Source organism: Bacteroidota bacterium (assembly GCA_016715945.1).
Taxonomy (GTDB): Bacteria; Bacteroidota; Bacteroidia; order Bacteroidales; family F082; genus JALNZU01.
Window position 1 is genome coordinate 181,390 of sequence record JADJXJ010000003.1, and the last position, 22,390, is coordinate 203,779.

Consider the following 22,390-nt stretch of genomic DNA (forward strand, 5'->3'; position numbering starts at 1 on the left):
ACCAAAACACAAAGTCATGAAATACGAATCACAAAAAGTTGCTTACTGGTTTTTTGCAGCGGCTATCCTATTGCTGTCACTTCAGATCACCTACGGATTCATCATGGGATTTGCCCGAATGGGGTATGACGGGCTCCATGAGTTCATTTCATTCAATACAGCCCGAGCAACACACACAAACCTTTTGGTTGTTTGGATTCTTTTAGGGTTTATGGGAGCAGCCTATTATATTATTCCCGAAGAAGCACAGCGCGAGCTTGTTGCAGTCAAGCTGGCTTATGCTCAGCTCATTTCCTTTCTTTTAGTGGGAGTTGTTGCCATCATCGGCTACCACCTCAATTATTGGGAAGGTCGCAAGTTTCTGGAGATACCACGACCGCTCGACTGGCTCGTGGTGGTGAATGTGCTGACTTTTTTGGGGATCATACTAACAACACTTTATAAAGGAAAGACGCGCACCACTACTGCGATGGTATTGGCAATGGGCCTGCTTTTTGCTGCCTTGCTTTATTTGCCGGGAATGATCTGGTTTGACAATCAGACCATGGACTCGTTTTTCCGCTGGTGGGTTGTGCATCTGTGGGTCGAAGGTGTTTGGGAGCTCATCATGGGCGGTATTCTCGCATTTCTGCTGATAAAACTTACGGGTGTTGACCGCGAGGTAATTGAAAAGTGGCTGTATGTCATTGTTGGTCTAACCTTCCTTTCAGGTGTTCTGGGAACAGGTCATCATTATTATTACATAGGTGTAGGTAAAATTTGGCTCATTGTCGGCGGCATTTTTTCGATGCTTGAGCCACTTGCCTTTTTGGCCATGGCACTGTTTGCAGTAGCGATGTACCGCAAAGGGGAAAAGCGACATCCAAACAAAATGGCGCTATACTGGACTTTGGGTACAGCCATTATGGCATTTACAGGCGCAGGCCTGCTCGGAATGGCCCATACCTTACCTCAGGTAAATATGTACACACACGGAACGCTGGTAACCGCAATGCATGGTCACCTTGCCTTTTGGGGAGCCTACGGGATGATAGTTTTCAGCTTCATCACATTTGCCATGCCCAATCTTACAGGGAGAAGGCTGTATGATACGGTTAACGGACAGCTCGCATTCTGGCTTTCGAATATTGGCATGATTGGCATGACAATGGCATTTGGAGTTGCCGGCGTGGCACAGGTTTATCTTGAACGAAAAACCGGGCTTGAATTCGGTGCAGTGCAGCAGGAGCTTGAGGTACATTTCTTTGTACTTGTGCTCACGGCAACCATGTTTGCCACAGGGATTTTACTGTATATCATCGAATTTTTCCGGTACGGATCACCTCAGGATGAGGCTATAGGAATGGAAGAAGATTTAAAAACTATTTATTAGCTCCATGTTTGTTTTTTGGGCAGCAGGTCGGCTAGCCGGCCTGTTTGCCCTGTTTTAAAAATGATGATTCATAATGCTTGATAACATTATACCATTTTATTTGCCTGCGGGCAAGGAAATAGAAGTGTTCGAGCATGCCGCAGCAAATAGGCTACCGGTATTGCTTAAGGGGCCGACAGGCACGGGTAAAACCAGGTTTGTCGAGTATATGGCATGGAAACTGGGGCGTTCTTTCCTCACCATCAGCTGCCACGAAGAAACCTCGGCCACCGACCTTATCGGGCGTTTTATAATCAAGGGCTCCGAGACAGTTTGGCTCGACGGGCCGCTAACTACGGCCGTAAAAAACGGCGCCATTATCTATCTTGATGAAGTGGCCGAGGCCAGGCCTGACGTCATTGTGGCAATTCACCCCTTGACTGATTTCAGAAGACAGCTGTACATCGATAAGCTTGCAGAAACTATAAACGCGCATGATGATTTTTTGCTGGTAGCATCATTTAATCCGGGTTATCAAAAAGGGTTTAAAGAACTTAAACCCTCCACACGGCAACGCTTTGTGGCCATACCTTTTGGCTATCCAACATCCGATGCCGAGCAAAAAATCCTGATTCACGAATCGGGGGTGGAGAGCGAAATTGCCAAACGCCTTGTAGCGATAGGTAGCAAAATTCGCGGATTAAAGGATCTTGGATTGGCTGAGACGGTATCGACCAGGTTGCTTGTTGATGCTGCAAAGCTTATACAGTCGGGCCTGCCAAAGCGTTTGGCAGTAAAATCAGCAGTAATTGAACCACTTAGCGACGAGGATCAGATGATCGAAGCACTCACCGATTTAAGTAATCTGATGATTTGATTGGGCTAATCCCAAAAACGATTGTATGGCACTGGATGAGTTTCTGTTTGCAAAAGCGATTAAAGCACTAAGGGCAGTGCGCCGCCCTGATGCTGCCTTGCAAGGCAGGAGGGTAGAACTTGAAGCGTTGAAACACAGGCTGACTATACTGGCCAGGGCATTTACAGCTCAACCGGTCGAATTATTTCCGGCCGAAAGAGAAGGAGGCAGTAAAGGGCTGAGCTGGTTTTTACCAGCCCAATTCGATCTCTTGCCCGATAGGTCGCTTAATGAAAGGTTTTACCTTTTTAGGGTGCTGTATCTTTCAGGGCAATACAAGCTCGGCTTGAACTGGTCTTCTCAAACCGATCACAGTGTAGAGCTTTCGCAACGAAAGGCATACGAGACGCATCAAGCTGTACTCGATTATTTGATCGGGGAATATCCGCAAATAGCGATCCTGCATCATGAGTTGACAGAAGCATTGCAGCTGTGCGCATTAAAAGGCAGAACACCCGACGTGTCATGGCTATACGGAAGATGGATGAGCGTCAACGGCAATAATCCGAACAACGCCAGTATAAACTTAGCAGAAGACTCGAGAAGCGGAATCGCACCGCATGATGCACAAACTGTAGTAAAAGCAAAAGCTGTGGAAGATATCAAAATTGCCCGCATTGATAAGAAGCAGCAGGAAGACTATGTGCTCACCCATAATTTCGAAAAGGTTGAAACTGCAGAGGAGTTTCAGGGAGTGTGGCGCGATTTCGACGGAAACGATCAGCTCAGCGAGCACCGCGATGCACTCGATGAGCTGAATATGCGTTGGGTTGTGCGCACCAACGACCCGACACATTCAATTTACCAGGCCGAATTCACTGAAAATACGCTTGTTGCCGAGAGTGAGACTGTTCCGGCCTTGAAAAGCTGTTTTGTTTACGACGAGTGGGACTTTAAGAAAAAGGAATACCGCAAGGATTATTGCAGGATTTACGAGAGACGACCAGAAAAGTACAACACCGGCTTTAGGAAGCGCGTGATTGAAGAAAACATGCAAGTTCTGGAAACTATGCGAAAAATGATTGCAAATTTGAACAACAGACGTTGTCAGGTGCGAAAGCAAAGCTCGGGCGAAAACTTTGATCTGGATGCAGTGATCGATGGATACGCTGATTTAGTGGCTGGCAAAACTCCTTCGGAAAAGCTCTATCTCTCCGATCGAAAAATTGATAAAGAACTTTCCATCATGCTACTGCTCGACAATAGCCTTAGTACGGACAGCTATGCAGCAGGGAATAAGGTGATTGAAGTTGAGAAGCAGGTTGCCACTTTGTTTGGCGAAATATTAAACGAAAACAATATTGACTTTGCGATAGCAGGTTTTGGTTCGCAAACCCGCAACCACAGCAATTTTACCCTACTCAAAGGATTTGATGAAAAATGGTCGTCAGCGGCCGGTTATACCGGATCGCTTTCACCGGAAGGGTATACCCGCATTGGGGTGGCATTGCGACATGCGGGCGCAAAGCTAATGCCACGTCAGGCTAAAAACAAATGGCTGATTTTGCTTTCGGATGGAAAACCCAATGATTACGACCGGTATGAAGGGCGATACGGCATTGCTGACGTGAAGCAGGCGCTGAAGGAACTTAATCAACAGCAAATCAACGTTTTTGCATTTGCTATTGAGGCACAGGCCCGTTACTATTTGCCACAAATGTTTGGAGCCTCACATTTTCAGATACTTACCAAGCCCAGCGAAATGATGGCGGCACTCGTGAAGCTTTACGCGAAAATCAAGCAGCTATGAAAAGAGTTGCCGCCAACATTGCCTATCCTCCCGGCGGATTATTGATCTGGATTATCATCTTTGTCGAATTAATGACTTTTGGACTGGCGCTGATCGGATTTGGAAATTCCTCGTTACACGATCGACAGTGCTTTGTCGGGTCGACTAAATTACTTGACCGTAATGCTGGCATTGCCAACACATTGCTACTACTCAGCAGTGGGTTTTTTATGGCAGTTGCGGCGCAAAATGTACGCGAGGGAAAAAGTCGACCCGCCAATAGCATGATGTGGCTGGCAGTGCTTACGGGTGCTTTATTTGCGTTGATCAAGGGAATAGAATATAACAGCAAGTTGGCAGCGGGTATCGGGCTGTATTACAATACTTTTTTCCTATATTATTGGCTGCTGACAGGTTTTCATCTGGTGCACGTCCTTACCGGCCTTGTGATTATTGTTGTTGCCATTGTCAATAATTTGAAAGGCAGACTTAGCATGGAAAGCATGGAAGCCACAGCATCTTTTTGGCACATGTGCGATCTCATCTGGCTTGTTCTTTTCCCCGTATTGTACTTTATTCAATGGTAATGAAAAATCATATTCGTCTGCTTATCAGTGTTTTTTTTGTCGTTAGCCTGCTTACACTTAGCGGAGCATTGTTGCTAAAAATTCAAACGAATACCTTGATTGCCAACGGAGCAATTCTTGCGTTGGCAGCCTTGAAATTTGTGCTTGTTGGACTGTTTTTTCTGGAGGCCCGCAGCGCACATATCTTTTGGAAGCTCTTTGTCATTGCCTTTCCTGCATTATTAATTCTTAGCCTGTATTTGTTTGCCTTTTAAGGGCGATAATCGGTTCGACAATCTGTAATTTTGCGGAAACGGTTCATAAAATGACGGAATTTCGAATTGGTGGCCGAAAAGGCTTTGCCAGCGACAACTGGTCGGGCGTTTCGCCCGAGGTGATGGAGGCGCTTCAGGCAGTCAATCACGCTCATCATCCCGCCTACGGCGAAAACGACCCGTTGCTCGAACAAGCTCAGGAGCTGTTCAGGCAACATTTCGGGCCTGATAGTCAAACGTTTTTTGTTTACAACGGCACAGGGGCCAATGTGCTGGCCGTGCAGCAGCTCCTGCGCTCCTGGGAAGCCGTGGTAGCCCCGCACTCGGCCCACCTGAACGAAGATGAAGGCGGAGCTCCCGAAAAGTTTACAGGTGGTAAAATCCTAACCGTGCACACCGAAGATGGCAAAATCAGTCCGGCTGATGTGGAACCATTTCTAAACAGTATTGGTTTTCAGCATCATGTGCAGCCGCGCCTGATCAGCATTTCGCAGTCCACCGAAAAGGGCACGCTTTACAGCTGCGGGGAAATTGCCGAACTGGCCCGTTTTGCCCATCAAAACAATATGTTTCTGCATGTTGACGGTGCCCGCATTGCCAATGCGGCAGTAGCCATGGATGTGAGCTTCAGGGAAATGATTGTCGACACCGGTGTGGACGTGCTTTCGTTCGGGGGCACCAAAAACGGATTGATGTTTGGCGAAGCTGTGGTATTCCTCAACAAGGAGCTGGCGCGCGGTTTTGAATACAGCCGCAAGCAGGGAATGCAGCTGGCCAGCAAGATGCGGTTTATTCTGGCTCAATTCATCGTTTATCTGGGCAACGGTTTGTGGAAACGCAATGCCGAACAGGCTAATAACATGGCCCGTTTGCTTGCCGATTCGATCGTCTCAGTGCCGGGCATCAGTCTGAGCAGGCCGGTGCAGGCCAATGGCGTGTTTGCTGTCATGCCTAAGAAGCTCATTCCCAGGCTTCAAAAAGAATATTTTTTTCACGTTTGGGACGAAGATACCGGCGAAGTGCGGTTGATGTGTTCGTTTGATACTTCGAGGGAGGATGTTGATGGGTTGGTTCATGCGGCCAGACGTTTAATGCAAAACGTTGATGATCGCTAAAATTGCCAGAAATATGGGTGTCAGAGCTGCTTTTGCTTCAGTCTTATTGCTTATAACGGTGCTATTGCTGCCGGGCTGTAAGGCAGTGAAGAAACTTACGCAGTTTTCCTTGAAATTCAACCAAACAATTATCATTCCATCCACGGTTGGTATTAACCTCCCGTTTAACATCAACACACCGCCCATGGCCACCAATTCGGTGGCCGAATTCGAGCGCAACAATACCAATTCAAGTCTTGTAGAGCGTATCGAATTACGCCAGCTTCGTCTTAAGTTGACCGCGCCTTCTAACTCCGACTTCAGTTTTCTCAACTCGGTGAAAATCTTTCTCTCGGCCGACGGATTGCCCGAAACCCTGGTGGCATGGCGAGAAAATATCCCGGATAATGTGGGTAAAGAGCTTGATCTGCAAACCACCAATGCCGACTTGAAGGCTTATGTCATGAAAGAGCGGATTTCTATGAGGGTGAGCACAGTTACAGACAAGCTCATTGCTTCGGAACACCATATTGACCTTGAGGCTACATTTTTTGTGGATGCAAGGCTGTTGGGGCTATAAATTTTTTGCCTCTACCGGCATTGTATTAAACCTATCCCAAAGCTGCCTGTCTTTTATTCAAAACTGTCAGAACATATCCTTATGGCTATTCCAACAACCAGAACCAAAGAGCGGGCTTTGGTCAGCATCGACATCAATTTGTGCACCGGCTGTGGCAATTGTGCAGAAGTGTGCAAGGATTTCGGCCTTGAGATACGCGACGATAAAGCAGTTTTGAGCAATAACCCATTGTTCGGCTGCGTGGCCTGTGGTCATTGTATGGCTGTTTGTCCCACGGGTGCAATCACGGTCACAGGCAGATTTCTTAGCCAGGATGATCTTTTCCCGCTGCCTGCCAAAGAAAATGCCGCCGGCTATTCCGAACTGCTTCATTTGCTGCAGCGACGACGCAGCATCAGGGAGTTTGCCGACAGGAATGTAGATATCGGCCTTGTAAATCAGATTCTTGATGCCGCCGCAACGGCGCCTATGGGTATTCCGCCTTCCGATGTTAATGTCAATGTCTGGTTGGGCAAAGAAAAGTCGAGAGCTTTTGCCGCCGATTTTTCGGCTTACCTGAGCGGAATGAAGTATATGACTTCACCCTTGTTCCTAACACTTATGCGACCTTTCTGGGGAAAAGCCAACGACGAGATGTTTCGTGCCTTTGTCAGTCCCTTGTTCAGGGTATTCACCGATGAGTTTGCCCATGGCAACAACTATATAAACTACGACGCTCCGCTGTTGATGTATTTTTACGGCTCGCCCTATACCGATCCGGCCGATCCTATTGTGGCCGCCACCTACGCCATGATTGCCGGCGAATCGCTCGGGCTGGGCTCATGCATGCTGGGTGCTGTGCATCCGTTCATTCAAAATGGACCAAAGGCGGCTGCTTTCCGGAAAAAACACCATATCAAATACAAAAGCAGGGAAGGAATTTTTGTGGCTTTCGGCTATCCTTCGGTCAAATATGCCAAAGGCCTGAAAAGATCGTTCGCCTCTTTTCATATTTCCTGATTGAGGACATTAACCGTTGTAACCATGATTCCTGAAAATCACAGCGCAAAATGCACCCTCAGGCCTTGGCGCCTCAGCGATCTTGACAGCCTTGTGCGCTATGCCAATAATCCGCGTGTGGCGGCCAACCTGACTGATCAGTTTCCAAGCCCTTACAGCCGGGTCGATGGGGAGGCATTTATCAATGCGGTTTCGGAGGACAATCCTGTCCGCGTGATGGCCATCGATGTCGATGGAGAGGCTGTGGGTGCAATAGGTGTTTTTCCGCAAAGCGACGTGCACCGGCTCAATGCCGAGATGGGCTATTGGCTCGCCGAACCTTTTTGGGGCAGGGGGATTGTTTCATCGGCAGTAAACCAGATGGTTCAATACGCTTTTGCCAATTTCGGGATCAACCGCATTTTTGCCCGCCCTTTCGGAACAAATCGTGCCTCGCAGCGGGTGCTCGAAAAGAATGGTTTTGTGCTTGAGGCTCGCTTCAAGGAAGCACTGATCAAAAATGAGGTTTTGCTGGATGAACTCATTTACGCTATCCGAAGAACAAAACCCTAAGTTTCGTTGAAAGTCTGGCGCCATTTACATGGCTTAAAAACCCTTAAATCAGTTTTTTGCGGACAGGGATATTGGATAGCCAAAATGGTTTTTCATTTTTTTAGTACGGAGCGCGTTGATGCTGCCAGCCAATCGCCTTACTTTTGCCGGCCCAACGACGGTTTGATGAAACGTACGCTGCTTGCCTTGGTTTTTATTCTCTCCTTTGTGTTATCGGCTTGTAATCGTCCTGAGCCGCCTGTAGAGAGTTTGCAGCGTTACCGCATTATGCCGGCCACGGAAATTTACAAAAACCTTGAACAGCGGCTTATCCGCGAGCGCTACCGTCAGCTCGACAGCCTTTTTGAAAAGCTTCACCGCAACGAAGGACTCAACGGGGTTGTGCTTTACACTGAAAAGGGAAGGTTGATTTACGAAAAAGCTTTTGGATACGAAGATCCACAGCGCAAGCGTGGGCCGCTTACCCCTGGCAGCCTCTTCGAGCTGGCATCGGTTTCCAAACAATTTACCGCCACGGCAGTTTTAATGCTTTACGAACAGGGCCTGGTGGATCTGGATACCGATATCAGGCAGTATATAAAAGAGTGGCCTTATATCGGAGTCACCGTCCGGCACCTGCTCACGCACAGATCGGGCATGCCGCGTTACGAGTATGTTGCTGATGAATTTTGGCCCGACAAGACCAAGCCGCTGACCAACGAGCGCATGATTCGCCTGTTTGCGAGCCACAGACCCGCGCCCTATTTTCCGCCCGGTAACGGTTTCAACTATTGTAATACCAATTATGCACTGCTGGCCAGCATTGTTGAGCGCGTGAGCGGCTTGCCCTTCGATGTGTATATGCGCGAAAGGTTGTTCGGGCCCGCACGGATGTATAAGGCGGGCATATACCGTATGCCTTCCGAAGAGCAGCTCGTCGAATTCAGGCAGGATGTGGTGCCGGGCTACGATGTGCGCCGGAGAGGCTTGCAGCGCGTACCCGAGGATTACCTCAACGGCGTGATGGGCGATAAAATCATGCACGCCACCGCCCGCGACCTATATCAGTTTCATGTAGCGCTGGGCAACGGAATACTGCTCAAGCCCGAAACACTTCAGCAAGCCTACAGCCCCGGAAGCCCAAAGCGCCGAATCAGCGACAACTATGGCTTTGGCTGGCGCATCAAGGCCGGTGCCGACAGCACCGTATATCACTACGGCTGGTGGAAGGGTTTTCGCACCTATTTCCTGCGCGACCTCAAAAACGACCGCGTGATGATTGTGCTTACCAATAAATCCTCAGGCCCTGGTTCAAATTATTACTGGCGCGTAATCGAAGATATGCGGGTGGTGTTTCCCGATGCCAGCGCCAACCACAGCCAGTTTTGGCGCGAGTGGAGGGAGTGAGGAGGGAATCCGGGTGCTGGATGCTGGGAATTTGTTGAGGGTTACGGGTTATTGGTTGCGGGTTTTTTTGGGGACATGGGACAAGGGACAGGAGGTTGGTTATGGATTGCGGGGCAGGGCGTTTCAATGATGTTGGATGACAAATGCTTATCATGCCCGGGGCAGGGTCGCGTTTTTTCATGAAGCATGGCTGACGTTAAAAGCAAGGCAGCAGATGCCGGTTGTTTAAACCAGCCTATTGCAGGAAACAAAGTGTAGGGTCGCTTATTCGTTCACCACCAGCTTGAAGCCAACGCCGTGCACGTTCATGAGCTCCACATTGGGGTCGGGCTTGAAATATTTGCGCAGCTTGGTGATGTAAACATCCATCGAGCGTGCATTGAAATAGCTGTCGTCGTACCAGATCTTGTTGAGGGCCACCGACCGGTCGAGCACACGGTTCATGTTTTCGCAAAGCAGGCGCAGCAGTTCCGATTCTTTTGAGGTAAGCTTGTTTTCCTCGCCATCGTCGAGAGTGAGCAGCTGCCGGTTGTAGTCGAAGGTGAACCGCCCTACCTTGAAAACGGTGGGTTTCACGGTGTCTTCGGCTGAGCGGCGGATGATGGCCTTGATGCGCAGCAGCAGCTCTTCCATGCTGAAGGGCTTGGTCATATAGTCGTCGGCCCCCAGCTCAAAACCTTTGAGTTTGTCTTCCTGAAGGGCTTTAGCCGTAAGAAAGAGCATGGGAACTTTTTTATCCATCTTCCTGATCTCGGCTGCCAGGGTAAAACCGTCCATCACGGGCATCATCACATCGAGTATACAGAAATTGAAGTCGTCGCGCTTGAATTTTTCGAGGGCTTCGCTGCCATCGCTACACAGCGTGGTGGGCAGGCCTTTGGCATCGAGGTAGGCTTTCAGAATGGTGCCAAGGTTTTTGTCGTCTTCGGCGAGCAGCACTTTGATCTGGTTTTCCATGACTTCGGGTATTATGAATGAAACAATGGTAATCTAATGTAAAATGTTGATCCTCTTTTTAGTTCGCTGTTCACACCCACCATGCCGCCAAGCTTTTCGGCCACAGCTTTCACATAACTCAGTCCAAGGCCGAAACCTTTTACATTGTGCACATTGCCGGTGGGAACGCGATAAAGTTTTTCAAAAATACGTTTTTGATTCGATTTGCTGATGCCAATGCCATTGTCCTGCACGCTGATTTCAACGGCATTCGGGATGTTGCGGCTACGCACCACCACCTGAGGGGCTTCTTCGGTATACTTAAGCGCATTATCCAGCAGGTTGAGCATCACATTGGTAAGGTGCACCCGGTCGCCAAGTACTTCGGCATTATCGGCCTTGAGCTCCATAAAAATATGGCCGTTGCGCGATTTGGCCATCAGCTGTTTGCTGGCTACGGCCTGACGAAGCACTTCGTGCAGGTCAACCCTGTCCTTGCGCAGCGTGAGCTCGCCTTTCTCCATAACCGCCGATTGCAGCACCTGTTCGGCCATGGCGCCAAGGCGCTTGTTTTCCTCATCAATCATGTTGATATAAACGTTATAGAGGGCCTCCGATTTTTGTATGTCGTTGTCCCTGAGTGCTTCACATGCTAATGCAATAGTCGAAATAGGCGTCTTGAATTCGTGCGTCATATTATTCACGAAATCGTTTTTCATTTCCGAAAGCTGCTTCTGCCTGAAGATGGTGAAGATGGTTGCGGCAAAGGCCAGAATGATAATAACCACAAAAATGCCGGAGAGCACAAAAAGGTCGCTGAGCTGGCCGATGATAAATCGTTTTTCGTGAGGGAAGAAAATCAGTAGTTTGTCTGCATACTGGCTTGGAGTGATGGTGGGATACATATCGAAAGCAAAGGCCTCCTCAAGGAGTTTTTGCGGATAGCGTCCGGTTTTCTGAAACAACAAGGCATTGCGCGTTGGGCTGTATATGCCCAGCTCGTATTCGGTGTCGATGCCGCTGCGTCTGAGTTCGGCTTTCACGAGCGAGTCGATGCGCACCGGCTCGGCAGATCTGCCTCCTTTTTCTTCCGAATAGCCCAGCATCATATCCTGAAGCATTTCCTGTGCAATGAGCACCCGGCGCATAAAATTGCTGTATTCCTCGGCGGTCATGGGTCGCTGCAGTTCTTCCATCATGCTTTTGCTTATTGAATCGTAGGCCGACATGATGCCCGAGCGCCGGCTCATGACGCTCATATGATGCTCATACTGCCGCTTCAGCTCTTCTTTTTCGAGCCGCATCACCACCTGCTGCATCACCTGGTTCACGTCGCGCACAAAGGTGGCCTCCTTCACCTTAACAGCCTCGCCTACAAGGTAAAGTTGAATGCCCAACATTCCAAGCAGGGCCACCGTCATGGACACAATAATGAATACAATCAACTTACGGTTCATGACGCAAAAGTATTCATCTATTAGCTGAAAAACAGATAGTTAACATATCTTAACAAGCATTAGCGTTCCTTAACAAGCCGGCGTGGCAAGCGCTGTTATTTTTGTATTGTAGCTCAACAAAACAAAAGGATAGTTGCAGTAAATACTTCACTATCATTGTGCGTTGAAGGTTTTCATAAATTTTGGTTTTTGGTTCGGAGAAACAGTCGCACCCAGCGGCTGTTTCTTTTTTTGTCTGACGACTTGAAGGGGTTTGTGCCGGCAGACAAATTTCCAATACTTTTGCCCAATACCAAAATTTTTACAACATGCTGCAAATCAAGCTCGATCTCGAACAGGTTTACGGATTTATCCCAAAAGAGAAGATTTTGTCATTCGAAAAGCCGGTGGCAAGTGCCTACCGGCACATCTACCATAAAACCGGCCCAGGCAACGATTTTCTCGGCTGGGTTGATCTGCCGTCGGGCATTACAGATGAATTTATTTCCCGTATCAATGCCCACGCTGCCGAGCTGCAATCCGTTTCGGAAGTGTTTGTGGTAGTTGGCATCGGGGGTTCTTACCTGGGTGCAAGGGCTGTGATCGAAGCCTTGCAGCATCATTTTGCCAGCATGGGCTTTACCGGCGGCAAACCACTGGTTGTTTATGCAGGTCAGCACATCAGCGAGGATTACCTGGCCGACCTGCTCGACCTGCTCGACCGCAAGGACTACAGCATGGCGGTGATTTCGAAAAGTGGCACCACCACCGAACCGGCCATCGCCTTCCGCATACTCAAAGCGCATATTGAAAAGAAATACGGCCTTGCAGAGGCGCGTAGGCGTATTGTGGCCATCACCGACAAAAGCCGGGGTGCGCTCAAGCAACTGGCCGACAGCGAAGGCTATGTCAGCTATGTAGTGCCCGACGATGTGGGTGGCCGCTATTCGGTGCTCACGCCTGTGGGTCTGCTGCCCATCGCTGTGGCCGGTGCCGACATCAAGGCGCTGGTCGAAGGCGCCCGCATGGTAGAAAACTACAGCCGTGCGGCAAGCAACATACACGGCAATCCCATCGCCATGTATGCAGCCACCCGACAGGCCTTATACCAGGCCGGCAAAACTGTGGAGGTGATGGTCAACTACGAACCCCGCCTTTTCTATTTTACCGAATGGTTCAAACAGCTTTACGGCGAAAGCGAAGGCAAAGAGAACAAGGGGATTTTTCCGGCCGGTGTCGGCTTTACCACCGATCTGCATTCGCTGGGGCAATATATTCAGGAAGGCCTGCGCATGATGTTCGAAACCATCGTCACGGTCGATAAACCCAACAGCCAGCTGGCCGTTCCCGATGCCAACGCCGATCTCGACCAGCTCAACTACATTGCCGGCAAGCGTCTGCACGAAGTGAACCGCATGGCCGAGCTTGGCACCATACTGGCCCATGTGGACGGAGGCGTGCCCAACATCCGCCTGAAAGTTCCCGAAATCAATGCCTACAACCTCGGCCAGCTCATCTATTTCTTCGAGATGGGCTGTGCGCTGAGCGGCTATATGCTCGGAGTGAATCCGTTTGACCAGCCCGGCGTGGAGGCCTACAAAAAGAATATGTTTGCCCTGCTGGGAAAAAAGGGTTTCGAGGAGCAGACGGCCACGCTGCGCAAGAGGCTGGGAATATGATTGCTTCGCGTTTCATATTCCGGATAATTCATTTTCTGATCTTTCTGCTTGTTGCCGGTCAGGGCTTCCAATCCTGTTCGCCAAAACCCGAACCCATGACGCAGCATCCGCATTTCCTGCCCGGATTGTGGGAAAGCACGGGCAACATCAGGCTTTATGAAGAATGGTGGATCATCGACGACAGCACTCTTATGGGTAAGTCGTTCAGCATCAACGGCAACGATACCCTGATGCTCGAAACCATGGAGCTCAGGCAAATGAGAGGAAATTGGATTTATCAGGCTTTGGTTGCCGGTCAGAACGAGGGGAAAACTGTCCGGTTTCCGATGACAGACGCAAAAGAAGCCATGGTTTTCGAAAATGCGGAGCACGACTACCCCAACCGTATCATTTACAAGCTGGAGGCCGACACCTTGCTTTTTGCCCGTACAGAGAACATGGCCGGAAACAAGTCTAAAGAATTCAGATTCAGAAAGATTGGTTGTACGCGGTTGTAGTTCCGCATTTATTCCCTGATGCTAATGGACGAATTTCGTTTTCTTGATTTGGTTAAACGCCGTCAGAGCGTCAGAAAATACGATGCCAGGCCAGTGGAAGAGGAAAAGCTCCGGCTTTGCCTCGAGGCGGCCCGTCTGGCCCCTTCGGCCAGCAATTCGCAACCATGGACCTTTGTGGTGGCTACCGAGTCTGCTTTGGTCAGATCGTTGGGCGAAGCATGCCGCGGTCCGCTGGGCACGTTCAACCGGTTTGCCGCCACAGCCCCGGTGATTGTGACCATGGTGCTCGAAAAACCAAAGATGATCACCGAAATGGGCGGAAGGGTAAAAAACAAGGAGTATCCCCTGATTGACATCGGCATAGCCGCCGAGCATTTTTGCCTTCAGGCCGAAGCACTTGGCCTGGGAACCTGTATGATTGGCTGGTTCGACGAAGCCAGGGTGAAAACCTTGTTGAATGTCCCCGAAAACAAAACCATCGGCCTGCTCATCACCCTTGGGTATGCCCCTGAGGATTATCCCCTGCGCAAAAAAGTGCGTAAATCGTTTGACGAAGTAGTCGCCTTCAACAGATATCCAGGGCGTTAAGGCTTCAACGGCGCCAGACCGGAAAGCTTCCCGCCAATGATTGTCTCCGGTAAGTGATCTTAAATACCTCCACCGGTATTGGCTGCTGAATCCGGTCAAAGGGGACTAAAAGATGTCTTTTGTTATTTTTGTTTGCGAAGGAGTGGTTATGGGCCGAAAAATCATCAAAAGCGAACGTATTCCCATCAGGCTGTGGCTCGACGAGATGGAGGAAGGAGCGCTGAAACAGGCGCGCAACCTGGCCAATCTGCCCTTTGCTTTTCGTCATGTGGCCATCATGCCCGATTGCCACGAAGGCTACGGCATGCCCATAGGTGGGGTGCTGGCCACAGCCGGTGTCATCATCCCCAATGCCGTGGGGGTTGACATTGGTTGCGGCATGTGTGCCGTTAAAACCGATCTGCAGCAAATTGACCGCAACATACTAAAGCAAGTGGTCGGACAACTGAAGCAAACTATTCCCCTCGGTTTTGCACACCACAAAAAACCTCAGGACGAGGCGCTTATGCCCCAAGGCTACAATTTGCGACACATGCCGGTAACCCAGCGCGAATACCAAAGCGCCCTTCATCAGCTGGGAACGCTTGGCGGAGGCAACCATTTTATTGAGTTCCAGAAAGGCGGCGACGGCCACATCTGGATTATGATACACTCGGGCAGCCGCAACATCGGCAAGCAGGTGGCCGACCATTACAACCGGCTGGCGGGCAGGCTCAACGAACAATGGGGACTGTCGCAATACAAACAGCAACAGCTTGCCTACCTGCCGGTAGATTCCGATGAAGGGCAGACCTATATTGCTGAGATGCGCTACTGCATCGACTTTGCCCTGGCCAACCGCCGGCTGATGATGCAGCGCTGTCTGGAGGTGCTCAGCGAGCATACGGGAGCCGCGGCCCTGTCGTTCGAAGGTCGCGACATGATCAACATTGCCCACAACTACGCCGCCAGTGAAGTGCACTACGGCAAGGAGGTTTGGGTGCATCGCAAGGGTGCCACCAAAGCCGGAAAATACCAGCTGGGCATCATTCCCGGCAGCCAGGGCACCAAAAGTTATATTGTTCGCGGCAAGGGCAATCCGGAAAGCTTCGAAAGCTGCAGCCACGGGGCAGGCCGGCTGATGGGCCGCAATGAGGCCATGCGGAAACTCAATCTGGATGAAGAGCGCAAAAAGCTGGAAGCCAAAGGCATACTGCACAGCCTGCATACACAGCGCGACCTTGATGAAGCTTCAGGTTGTTACAAAGACATCGATCTGGTCATGGAGCAGCAAAAGGATTTGGTGGACGTTGTGCTGAACCTCGAACCTCTTGCTGTAATTAAAGGCTGAAACCACGGTGAAACAAGGCTCGACAAATGTCCTCCTGAATTTCATGGAGAATTTGATGCAACGTAGCCGAACCCTGCACGATCTGCCGGGCTGCTGCCAGCTTACGCAATAGGCTTACCTTTGCAGCATGAAACAGATCGAAATCATGTCGCCGGTGGGCTCGCGCGAGTCGCTGATGGCCGCCCTGCAGGCCGGGGCCGGTTCGGTTTATTTTGGGGTGGGCAAGCTCAATATGCGTTCGCGTTCCACCCAAAACTTTGGCCTTGACGACCTCGACGAGATTGCTGCACTGTGCAGCGAGCGAGGGGTGCGCACTTACCTCACAGTGAACAGTGTGATATTCGACGAAGAAATTGCCGAGATGGGCCAACTGGTGGAGCGGGCAAAAAAGGCCGGCATCAATGCGGTCATTGCTTCCGATCTGGCTGTTATTCAATACGTTCACAGCCTGGGAATGCCTGTCCACATGTCCACCCAAACCAACATCACCAACACCGAAGCCGTCCGTTTCTGGTCGCAATATGCTGATGTAATGGTAACGGCCCGCGAGCTCAACCTCGATCAGGTGAAGGTGATCACCCAAAAAATTGAACAACAGCAGATCAAAGGCCCCTCGGGCGAACCGGTGCGCATCGAAATCTTTGTTCACGGAGCATTGTGTATGGCTATTTCGGGCAAATGCTACCTCAGCCTCGACACCCTTGGCTCGTCGGCCAACCGGGGCGCCTGCCTGCAACCCTGCCGCAGGGGCTACAGCGTTCGCGACCGCGACAATGAGGTGGAACTGGAAGTGGACAACGAATACATCATGTCGCCCAAAGACCTGAATACCATCACTTTCCTCGACAAGATCCTCGATGCCGGAGTGCAGGTGCTCAAGATTGAAGGGCGCGGCCGCTCACCCGAATATGTCAAGGTGGTTACGGAGGTCTATCGCGAGGCCGTGGCTGCCATCCAGTCGGGCGATTACACCCCCGAGCGCATTGAACAATGGAATGCGCGCCTGGCTTCGGTTTACAACCGCGGCTTCTGGGACGGCTATTACCTTGGCCGCCGCATGGGCGAATGGTCGAAAACACACGGCAGCGAGGCCACCGAACGAAAGATTTACGTAGGTCGCATCGAAAACTATTTCTCAAAAATCGGCGTGGCCGAAGTGCGTATGGACAGCCACGACCTGAACACCGGCGACAAGGTATATATCATCGGCCCAACCACGGGGGTTGTCGAATCGCACCTCAACGAAATCAGGGTAGAGCTCCTGCCGGTGGGAAAAACGATAAAAGGCGAGCACTGTTCCATTCCTGTGCCCTCGGCTGTGCGCACAGGCGATAAGGTTTATAAAGTGGTTGCAAACGAACAAACCGAAACAGCCATTGTATTGGGTAATGCCTGATATCCAAGATCGTAGCAAATGAACCCCAATTAACCAGCTAATGACCGAACATTGCCGCCCGCCAGGCGTTTTATCAGTTGTTAACAGCTCCGAGGCGCTGAAAATGCTATCTTTGCAACCCTATTTAAATACATTCTAAATAAGCTGACACATGGCTACCGACAGCAACGAAATACTCGAACAAGTCACGCAAAGTGAATACAAATACGGTTTTTACACCGATATCGAAACGGAGTTTGCCCCCAAAGGCCTCAACGAGGATGTCGTCCGGTTCATCTCGGCCAAAAAGGAAGAGCCGGAATGGATGCTCGAGTTTCGCCTGAAAGCTTTCAGGCACTGGCAGCAGATGCCCGAGCCGGAGTGGGCGCACCTCCACTATCCCAAAATTGACTATCAGGATGCCTACTACTATGCGGCTCCCAAACAAAAAAAGCAGCTTGAGAGTCTGGATGAGGTTGACCCCGAACTGCTGGAAACTTTCAACAAGCTGGGGATTTCGCTCGACGAGCAGAAGCGCCTGGCAGGGGTAGCGGTGGATGCGGTGATTGACAGCGTGTCGGTAAAGACCACTTTTCAGGACACCCTGGCCAAGCATGGCATCATTTTCTGCAGTTTCAGCGAGGCGGTGCGCAATCATCCCGAGCTGGTGCGCAAATACATGGGAACAGTGGTCCCCTATACTGACAATTTTTTTGCTGCGCTCAATTCGGCTGTGTTTTCCGACGGTTCGTTTGTTTACATCCCCAAAGGCGTGCGTTGCCCGCTCGAGCTGAGCACCTATTTCCGCATCAATGCAGCCAATACCGGGCAGTTTGAACGCACCCTGATTGTGGCCGACGAGGGCAGCTACGTCAGCTACATGGAAGGCTGCACGGCCCCCATGCGCGACGAAAATCAGCTGCATGCCGCCATCGTAGAAATTGTGGCCCTCGACAATGCCGAAGTCAAATACAGTACCGTGCAAAACTGGTATCCCGGCGACAAGGACGGAAACGGAGGTATTTACAATTTTGTGACCAAGCGCGGTCTCTGCAAAGGACGCAACTCCAAGATATCGTGGACGCAGGTCGAAACCGGTTCGGCCATCACCTGGAAATATCCAAGCTGCGTGCTCATGGGCGACAATTCGGTGGGCGAGTTCTATTCTGTGGCGGTGACCAATCACTTCCAGCAGGCCGACACCGGAACCAAAATGATCCACATTGGCAAAAACACCCGGAGCACCATCATCAGCAAGGGCATCTCGGCGGGCAAAAGCAACAACAGCTACCGTGGGCTGGTCAAAATACTGCCCGGAGCCACCAACGCACGCAATTTCTCGCAGTGCGACTCGCTGCTGCTTGGCGACCAGTGCGGGGCACATACCTTCCCGTATATCGAAGCCAAAAACGAATCAAGCATCGTGGAACACGAAGCCACAACCTCGAAAATCAGCGAAGACCAGCTGTTCTACTGCAACCAGCGTGGCATCGATACCGAAAAGGCCATCGGGCTGATTGTGAACGGCTATGCCAAGGAAGTGCTGAGCAAGCTGCCCATGGAATTTGCCGTGGAAGCGCAGAAACTGCTCAGCATCTCGCTCGAAGGCAGTGTGGGATAATGGCAAAGAATAGATATAACATATTTAAAATCAACGAAAAACACAATAGAAATGCTGCTTAACATAAAAAATCTGCATGTGTCCATCGATGGCAAAGAGATTATCAAAGGTTTGAATCTGGGCATCAACTACGGCGAAGTGCATGCCATCATGGGACCCAATGGTACCGGAAAAAGCACCCTGGCTGCTGCCATCACCGGACGCGAGGGTTACGAAATTACCGAGGGCGAGATCTGGTATAAAGGCGAAAACATCATCGAGCTCGAACCCGATGAGCGTGCCAACAAAGGCATCTTTCTCAGCTTTCAGTATCCGGTGGAAATACCGGGGGTGAGCATGACCAACTTTATGCGCACAGCCCTGAATGCCAAACGCGAATTCAACGGACAACCGCCCATCAGCGCTGCTGAGTTTCTGAAACTGATGGAGGAAAAGAAGAAGCTGGTGGACATGCATGCCAAACTCACCAACCGCTCTGTAAATGAAGGGTTTTCGGGTGGTGAAAAGAAGCGTAACGAAATTTTCCAGATGGCCATGCTCGAGCCTACCCTGGCCATACTCGACGAAACCGACTCGGGCCTCGATATCGATGCCCTGAAGATTGTTGCCCGCGGCGTAAACCAGTTGCGCTCGAACGAGAACGCATTTCTGATCATCACCCACTACCAGCGTTTGCTCGAATATATTGTGCCCGACTTTGTGCACGTGCTTTACGACGGCCGCATTGTGAAGTCGGGAGGCAAGAATCTGGCCCTCGAGCTCGAAGAGAAGGGCTATGAGTGGCTGAAGGAATACAGTCTGGCTTAATCTGTAATACCTTGCAACCATGTCGCATCCTGTAGAACAACATACCCTGCCGCTCGACGAGCTGCTGATGCAGCAGTTCAGGGAGCAGCGCCACCTGATTACGGCACACGACCTGCCCGAGGTGACGGCCCTGCGCGATAAGTATTTTGCTGATTTCAAGAGCCGTGGCTTCCCCCATAACGAACTGGAGAAGTGGCGTTTTTCGCGAATTACCGACCTCCTTGAAGAAAACTTTGCCCACAGCCTGGAACCCGATGATGTGCGCAACAAGAACCTCAGCGAAATGTTTCGCTGCGAGGTGCACAACTTCAACACCGAGATCATCTCGGTGCTCAATGGCTGGTATTACGATTCCAACGGCGGCTATCATATCAGTCCCGAAGGCGTTATTGTGAGCAGCCTGCGCAAGGCCATGCAACAATTTCCGGAGCTGGTTGCCAAACACTACGGCACCATTGCCCACAGCGAGCACAACACTTTTGTGAGCATCAACACGGCTTTGGTGCAGGATGGGGTATTCATTTATGTGCCTGATAATGTGGAGGTGCCAAAAACCCTCCAGATCCTCAAGCTCATCGATAGGGCAGGAACCCATTTTGTGCAGAACCGCAACCTCATCATCCTGGGGCGCAACAGCCACCTGAGCCTGATGCACTGCGACGACTCCATCAACCACCACACCAGCCTTATCAACACTGTGACCGAAGTGCTGGTGCAGGAAAATGCCCGGCTCGAAATCTACAAACTGCAAAACCTGAACGACAATTCCGGACTGGTCAACAGCACCTTTATCCGCCAGCTGGCCGACAGCAATGTGAAAACTGTGGCGCTGACCTTCAATGGCGGCTATATCCGGAACAATGTGCAAACCTTTCTCGATGGCCGCGGTGCACATGCCGACCTGATGGGGTTGTATCTGATGGACAAGCAGCAACATGTGGACAATCAGATCCGTGTGATGCACAACCAGCCCCACTGCACCAGCAATGAGCTGTTCAAGGGCATACTCGACGACGAGGCTACGGCTGTGTTCAACGGATACATTTATGTGGCCCGTGATGCCCAGAAAACCAATGCTTACCAGAACAACCGCAATATCCTGCTCAAGCCTACGGCTGTGGTGGACACCATGCCTTTTCTTGAGATCTATGCCGACGATGTGAAGTGTTCGCACGGAGCCACCATCGGTCAGCTCGACGAAGATGCCATGTTCTACCTTCGCTCGCGCGGCATCAGCAAAGCCAATGCCCGCCTGCTGCTCATGTATGCCTTTGCGGCTGATATTGTGAACGAAATTGAGATAGAGTCCTTGCGCATCCGCATCGACGACATGGTGAAGAAACGCCTGCGCGGCGAGCTTTCGGTGTGCGAAAACTGCATCCTGCATTGCAGCACCCCCGAAAAGGAAATACATTTCGATATCGATTACAGCAAAATCTGAGCCATGACCTCCCTTCTGGATGTGGATGCCCTCAGGCAGGCTTTTCCGGCCCTGCAGCAGCATGTGTATGGCAAGCCGCTGATTTACCTCGATAATGCTGCCACCACGCAAAAGCCTCTGTCGGTGATCAGTCGCCTGAAGCAGTATTATGAAGCCGAAAATGCCAACATCCATCGGGGGGTGCACTACCTGAGCCAGTTGTCCACCCAGTCGTTCGAAAATGCCCGCACCACGGTTGCCTGTCACATCAACGCCCTGCACCGGCACGAGGTGGTATTCACCCGGGGTACTACGGAGTCCATCAATCTGATAGCCAGCTCTTTTGCCCGTTATGCGGCCAGGAAAGCGCCCAAAGTGCTTATCACGGCCATGGAACACCACAGCAACCTGGTGCCCTGGCAGCAATGGGTGCTCCAAAACGGCGGCAGCCTGCTGGTGGCCAGGCTACTGCCCGATGGCAGCCTCGACCTGGAACACTTTGCCGCACTGCTCGATCAGCAGCCCGATCTGGTGGCCGTGACCCATGTGTCGAATGTGCTGGGCACGGTAAATCCTGTGAAGGAGATCACGGCATTGGCACATCAGCGCAACATTCCGGTGTTGGTGGACGGAGCGCAGGCCATTGCCCATTTGCCGGTGGATGTGCAGGACATCGGCTGCGACTTTTATGTGTTTTCCGGCCACAAGGCCTACGGGCCAATGGGTGTGGGCGTGCTTTACGGACGGGAAGAATGGCTGCTGCGCCTGCCACCCTACCAATACGGGGGCGAAATGGTTGACCGGGTGAGTTTCGACCACACCACCTTCAACGAGTTGCCTTTCAAGTTCGAGGCAGGCACCCCCAATGTGGGGGCCGTTCTCGGCCTGGAAACCGCACTGAGTTTTATTCAAAAGACTGGATACGAGGCTATTGCCAATCACGAGCACGAGCTTACCCGGCTTGGCCATCAGCTGCTTAGCGATGTGCCGGGTATTGAGTTTTACGGCCTGACGCACGATAAGGAAGCAGTGATATCGTTCAATATCCGTGCTTTGCATCCATACGACCTGGGCGCTTTGCTCGACAAGATGGGTATAGCCGTGCGCACGGGTCACCATTGTGCGCATCCGCTGATGGATGTGCTGGGAGTGTCGGGAACGGTGCGTGCTTCGATGGCTGTGTACAACACCCCGGACGAAATGGAACAATTTGCAGCCGCCGTCAAAAAGGCCGCAATGATGCTTTCGTAACC

Annotated in this window: 21 protein-coding genes; 19 read left to right on the plus strand and 2 right to left on the minus strand. The window is 51.0% G+C overall.

Annotated features, from left to right (window positions below; all coding sequences use genetic code 11):
* The first annotated feature begins 16 nt into the window (after positions 1 to 16).
* From IPM52_11085 to IPM52_11130, 10 genes are all read left to right on the plus strand, one after another.
* Positions 17 to 1,372: a cbb3-type cytochrome c oxidase subunit I gene (locus IPM52_11085; GenBank protein ID MBK9292153.1), complete on the plus strand. Its 1,356-nt coding sequence runs from the start codon at positions 17 to 19 to the stop codon at positions 1,370 to 1,372.
* A gap of 73 nt (positions 1,373 to 1,445) precedes the next feature.
* Complete coding sequence (locus tag IPM52_11090) at positions 1,446 to 2,228, plus strand: CbbQ/NirQ/NorQ/GpvN family protein (protein ID MBK9292154.1); 783 nt, start codon at positions 1,446 to 1,448, stop codon at positions 2,226 to 2,228.
* A 25-nt stretch (positions 2,229 to 2,253) separates the two neighbouring features.
* Complete coding sequence (locus IPM52_11095) at positions 2,254 to 4,017, plus strand: VWA domain-containing protein (GenBank protein ID MBK9292155.1); 1,764 nt, start codon at positions 2,254 to 2,256, stop codon at positions 4,015 to 4,017.
* On the plus strand, positions 4,014 to 4,583 hold the full coding sequence (locus tag IPM52_11100) for a cytochrome c oxidase subunit 3 (GenBank protein MBK9292156.1): 570 nt from the start codon (positions 4,014 to 4,016) through the stop codon (positions 4,581 to 4,583). Before IPM52_11095 ends, IPM52_11100 begins: the two co-directional genes overlap by 4 nt.
* Positions 4,583 to 4,837, plus strand: coding sequence for a hypothetical protein (locus IPM52_11105; protein MBK9292157.1), 255 nt, complete (start codon positions 4,583 to 4,585; stop codon positions 4,835 to 4,837). Before IPM52_11100 ends, IPM52_11105 begins: the two co-directional genes overlap by 1 nt.
* 50 nt (positions 4,838 to 4,887) lie before the next feature.
* On the plus strand, positions 4,888 to 5,952 hold the full coding sequence (locus IPM52_11110; GenBank protein MBK9292158.1) for a low specificity L-threonine aldolase: 1,065 nt from the start codon (positions 4,888 to 4,890) through the stop codon (positions 5,950 to 5,952).
* 184 nt (positions 5,953 to 6,136) lie between these two features.
* On the plus strand, positions 6,137 to 6,511 hold the full coding sequence (locus IPM52_11115; protein MBK9292159.1) for a hypothetical protein: 375 nt from the start codon (positions 6,137 to 6,139) through the stop codon (positions 6,509 to 6,511).
* 81 nt (positions 6,512 to 6,592) lie between these two features.
* Positions 6,593 to 7,510: a nitroreductase family protein gene (locus IPM52_11120; protein MBK9292160.1), complete on the plus strand. Its 918-nt coding sequence runs from the start codon at positions 6,593 to 6,595 to the stop codon at positions 7,508 to 7,510.
* A 24-nt stretch (positions 7,511 to 7,534) separates the two neighbouring features.
* The gene (locus tag IPM52_11125) at positions 7,535 to 8,062 is read left to right on the plus strand and encodes a GNAT family N-acetyltransferase (protein MBK9292161.1); all 528 of its coding nucleotides are present in this window, start codon (positions 7,535 to 7,537) and stop codon (positions 8,060 to 8,062) included.
* 165 nt (positions 8,063 to 8,227) lie between these two features.
* Positions 8,228 to 9,448: a beta-lactamase family protein gene (locus tag IPM52_11130; protein MBK9292162.1), complete on the plus strand. Its 1,221-nt coding sequence runs from the start codon at positions 8,228 to 8,230 to the stop codon at positions 9,446 to 9,448.
* Between the two features lie 264 nt (positions 9,449 to 9,712).
* Here the strand turns inward: IPM52_11130 and IPM52_11135 are convergent, their stop codons facing one another.
* Both IPM52_11135 and IPM52_11140 read right to left on the minus strand, forming a co-directional pair.
* On the minus strand, positions 9,713 to 10,405 hold the full coding sequence (locus tag IPM52_11135) for a response regulator transcription factor (protein MBK9292163.1): 693 nt from the start codon (positions 10,403 to 10,405) through the stop codon (positions 9,713 to 9,715).
* An 11-nt stretch (positions 10,406 to 10,416) separates the two neighbouring features.
* Entirely contained in the window at positions 10,417 to 11,841 is a 1,425-nt protein-coding gene (locus tag IPM52_11140) for a HAMP domain-containing histidine kinase (GenBank protein MBK9292164.1), read from the minus strand.
* A gap of 308 nt (positions 11,842 to 12,149) precedes the next feature.
* Between IPM52_11140 and IPM52_11145 the strand changes: the two genes are divergently transcribed.
* The 9 genes from IPM52_11145 (at position 12,150) to sufS (ending at position 22,388) form a co-directional block, all read left to right on the plus strand.
* Entirely contained in the window at positions 12,150 to 13,499 is a 1,350-nt protein-coding gene (locus IPM52_11145; protein MBK9292165.1) for a glucose-6-phosphate isomerase, read from the plus strand.
* 95 nt (positions 13,500 to 13,594) lie between these two features.
* The gene (locus tag IPM52_11150) at positions 13,595 to 13,996 is read left to right on the plus strand and encodes a hypothetical protein (protein ID MBK9292166.1); all 402 of its coding nucleotides are present in this window, start codon (positions 13,595 to 13,597) and stop codon (positions 13,994 to 13,996) included.
* Between the two features lie 24 nt (positions 13,997 to 14,020).
* Positions 14,021 to 14,584, plus strand: a complete 564-nt coding sequence (locus IPM52_11155; GenBank protein MBK9292167.1) for a nitroreductase family protein — start codon at positions 14,021 to 14,023, stop codon at positions 14,582 to 14,584.
* 148 nt (positions 14,585 to 14,732) lie between these two features.
* A complete protein-coding gene (locus tag IPM52_11160; GenBank protein MBK9292168.1) occupies positions 14,733 to 15,914 on the plus strand; it encodes an RtcB family protein in 1,182 nt (393 codons plus the stop codon).
* 127 nt (positions 15,915 to 16,041) lie between these two features.
* The gene (locus IPM52_11165) at positions 16,042 to 17,310 is read left to right on the plus strand and encodes a U32 family peptidase (protein ID MBK9292169.1); all 1,269 of its coding nucleotides are present in this window, start codon (positions 16,042 to 16,044) and stop codon (positions 17,308 to 17,310) included.
* 151 nt (positions 17,311 to 17,461) lie between these two features.
* The gene (sufB, locus tag IPM52_11170) at positions 17,462 to 18,910 is read left to right on the plus strand and encodes a Fe-S cluster assembly protein SufB (GenBank protein ID MBK9292170.1); all 1,449 of its coding nucleotides are present in this window, start codon (positions 17,462 to 17,464) and stop codon (positions 18,908 to 18,910) included.
* 54 nt (positions 18,911 to 18,964) lie between these two features.
* Positions 18,965 to 19,717, plus strand: coding sequence for a Fe-S cluster assembly ATPase SufC (gene sufC / locus IPM52_11175; protein ID MBK9292171.1), 753 nt, complete (start codon positions 18,965 to 18,967; stop codon positions 19,715 to 19,717).
* A gap of 19 nt (positions 19,718 to 19,736) precedes the next feature.
* Entirely contained in the window at positions 19,737 to 21,158 is a 1,422-nt protein-coding gene (gene sufD / locus IPM52_11180; GenBank protein ID MBK9292172.1) for a Fe-S cluster assembly protein SufD, read from the plus strand.
* Positions 21,159 to 21,161: 3 nt separating this feature from the next.
* Positions 21,162 to 22,388 (plus strand): SufS family cysteine desulfurase, encoded by a 1,227-nt coding sequence (gene sufS / locus IPM52_11185; protein MBK9292173.1) that lies wholly within the window; start codon positions 21,162 to 21,164, stop codon positions 22,386 to 22,388.
* The last annotated feature ends 2 nt before the right edge of the window (positions 22,389 to 22,390 follow it).

Coding starts and splice junctions, on each gene's coding strand:
- IPM52_11085 (MBK9292153.1), top strand. CDS start 17: ATGAAATACGAATCACAAAAAGTTGCTTACTGGTTTTTTGCAGCGGCT.
- IPM52_11090 (MBK9292154.1), top strand. CDS start 1,446: ATGCTTGATAACATTATACCATTTTATTTGCCTGCGGGCAAGGAAATA.
- IPM52_11095 (MBK9292155.1), top strand. CDS start 2,254: ATGGCACTGGATGAGTTTCTGTTTGCAAAAGCGATTAAAGCACTAAGG.
- IPM52_11100 (MBK9292156.1), top strand. CDS start 4,014: ATGAAAAGAGTTGCCGCCAACATTGCCTATCCTCCCGGCGGATTATTG.
- IPM52_11105 (MBK9292157.1), top strand. CDS start 4,583: ATGAAAAATCATATTCGTCTGCTTATCAGTGTTTTTTTTGTCGTTAGC.
- IPM52_11110 (MBK9292158.1), top strand. CDS start 4,888: ATGACGGAATTTCGAATTGGTGGCCGAAAAGGCTTTGCCAGCGACAAC.
- IPM52_11115 (MBK9292159.1), top strand. CDS start 6,137: ATGGCCACCAATTCGGTGGCCGAATTCGAGCGCAACAATACCAATTCA.
- IPM52_11120 (MBK9292160.1), top strand. CDS start 6,593: ATGGCTATTCCAACAACCAGAACCAAAGAGCGGGCTTTGGTCAGCATC.
- IPM52_11125 (MBK9292161.1), top strand. CDS start 7,535: ATGATTCCTGAAAATCACAGCGCAAAATGCACCCTCAGGCCTTGGCGC.
- IPM52_11130 (MBK9292162.1), top strand. CDS start 8,228: ATGAAACGTACGCTGCTTGCCTTGGTTTTTATTCTCTCCTTTGTGTTA.
- IPM52_11135 (MBK9292163.1), bottom strand. CDS start 10,405: ATGGAAAACCAGATCAAAGTGCTGCTCGCCGAAGACGACAAAAACCTT.
- IPM52_11140 (MBK9292164.1), bottom strand. CDS start 11,841: ATGAACCGTAAGTTGATTGTATTCATTATTGTGTCCATGACGGTGGCC.
- IPM52_11145 (MBK9292165.1), top strand. CDS start 12,150: ATGCTGCAAATCAAGCTCGATCTCGAACAGGTTTACGGATTTATCCCA.
- IPM52_11150 (MBK9292166.1), top strand. CDS start 13,595: ATGACGCAGCATCCGCATTTCCTGCCCGGATTGTGGGAAAGCACGGGC.
- IPM52_11155 (MBK9292167.1), top strand. CDS start 14,021: ATGGACGAATTTCGTTTTCTTGATTTGGTTAAACGCCGTCAGAGCGTC.
- IPM52_11160 (MBK9292168.1), top strand. CDS start 14,733: ATGGGCCGAAAAATCATCAAAAGCGAACGTATTCCCATCAGGCTGTGG.
- IPM52_11165 (MBK9292169.1), top strand. CDS start 16,042: ATGAAACAGATCGAAATCATGTCGCCGGTGGGCTCGCGCGAGTCGCTG.
- sufB (MBK9292170.1), top strand. CDS start 17,462: ATGGCTACCGACAGCAACGAAATACTCGAACAAGTCACGCAAAGTGAA.
- sufD (MBK9292172.1), top strand. CDS start 19,737: ATGTCGCATCCTGTAGAACAACATACCCTGCCGCTCGACGAGCTGCTG.
- sufS (MBK9292173.1), top strand. CDS start 21,162: ATGACCTCCCTTCTGGATGTGGATGCCCTCAGGCAGGCTTTTCCGGCC.